The following is a 1,185-nucleotide window of genomic DNA, read 5'->3' on the forward strand; positions in this document are numbered from 1 at the left end:
GTAAGCGGGAATTAAAACAGCGGGTAGCAGCCTGATGAAAGTTAAAGTAGAGTAACCACAGGAGGTGGCTACCCTATGGAAACGAATACCACTGCTCATAAAGAAGATCTAGTATTTACCGAGATTCCTTTTCCAAAAAGAAAAGTGGCTTATGAAAAACCGGCTGTCGTGATCAACTCTTCTAAAGGCAAGATCTATATTCATAATCACGCGGATCTTGAACTGGTCAGAAAGATCCTGTCCTGCTTATGAGGTCGCTCGATTATTCCAAGATCGATCGCGTGTATTTGAAGCCTGGTTTTACCGATATGCGCAAAGGGATCGACGGATTATGTCTGATCATCGAACAATCGATGCAGCTCGATCCTTTCGAGAACAGTCTCTTTCTTTTCTGCGGTCGGAAAACATCCTCGATCAAGGGGATCCTTTGGGAAGAGGACGGATTTCTTCTTCTTGCGAAGCGTCTTGACGAAGGAAAGTTCCAGTGGCCTAAAAACAATGATGAAGTGCTTCTTCTCAGCGAACAGCAGCTGAGATGGCTTCTAGAAGGTCTGGGGATCGAGCAGAAATGTTCGATCCGCAAAAGCCGGGCGACAAAGATAATGTGATCAAATATGCTTTATATAAAGGGGAATTTGTTTATTTCCCTTCTTTTTTGTGGTATAATTGAAACATGGAAAAGGAAAAACAAACGACGGTCGAAGTGGATAAAGAACAGCTCGAAAAGATGATAAAGATCATTGACAACTTGTCTGTTCAGATCGAAGAACTGAACAAAACGATCAAACACAAGGACGCAATTATCGAAAAGCTTCAGCGGATGCTTTTCGGAAAAAAGAGCGAAAAGGCAAGACATGCGGAAATGATGGCCAACATGCCTACGCTCTTCGATCTCGAATATCCGGAAGAAAGTCCTTCTTCTGCTCGGGCTCTCCAGAACATTCAGTATTCCAGAAAGAAACGCTGCTGGAACAAAGACGATCTGGGCGATGTCGAAAGAACCAAGATCGTGATCGAAGCTTCGGAGGAAGAAAAGAAGTGCCCATGGTGCGGCGAAGAGATGGAGAAGATCGGCGAAGAAAAGGTGAGGACGCGGGTGATCATAGAAGAGCCGAAGATCCGTATCGAAGAGATCTATACCGAAACGTACGTCTGTCCCTCCTGCAGGCAGGATGGAGAAGACGT

General features: G+C 44.9%; 3 protein-coding genes. All 3 read left to right on the top strand.

What is annotated here, in order from left to right; genetic code table 11:
- The first annotated feature begins 75 nt into the window (after positions 1–75).
- On the top strand, positions 76–252 hold the full coding sequence (locus BO225_RS12375) for a hypothetical protein (RefSeq protein WP_158023811.1): 177 nt from the start codon (positions 76–78) through the stop codon (positions 250–252).
- Positions 249–608 carry an IS66 family insertion sequence element accessory protein TnpB gene (gene tnpB, locus BO225_RS07475; RefSeq protein ID WP_076341628.1) on the top strand — a complete coding sequence of 120 codons (360 nt, stop codon included), beginning with the start codon at positions 249–251 and terminating at the stop codon, positions 606–608. The genes BO225_RS12375 and tnpB overlap by 4 nt, the downstream gene beginning before the upstream one ends.
- 65 nt (positions 609–673) lie before the next feature.
- Positions 674–1,185, top strand: a 512-nt coding sequence (locus tag BO225_RS07480) for an IS66 family transposase zinc-finger binding domain-containing protein (RefSeq protein WP_198936114.1), incomplete at its 3' end; no start/stop codon positions are given.

Origin of the sequence: Dubosiella newyorkensis (assembly GCF_001945605.1) — a bacterium.
GTDB classification, from domain to species: Bacteria; Bacillota_I; Bacilli_A; order Erysipelotrichales; family Erysipelotrichaceae; genus Dubosiella; species Dubosiella newyorkensis.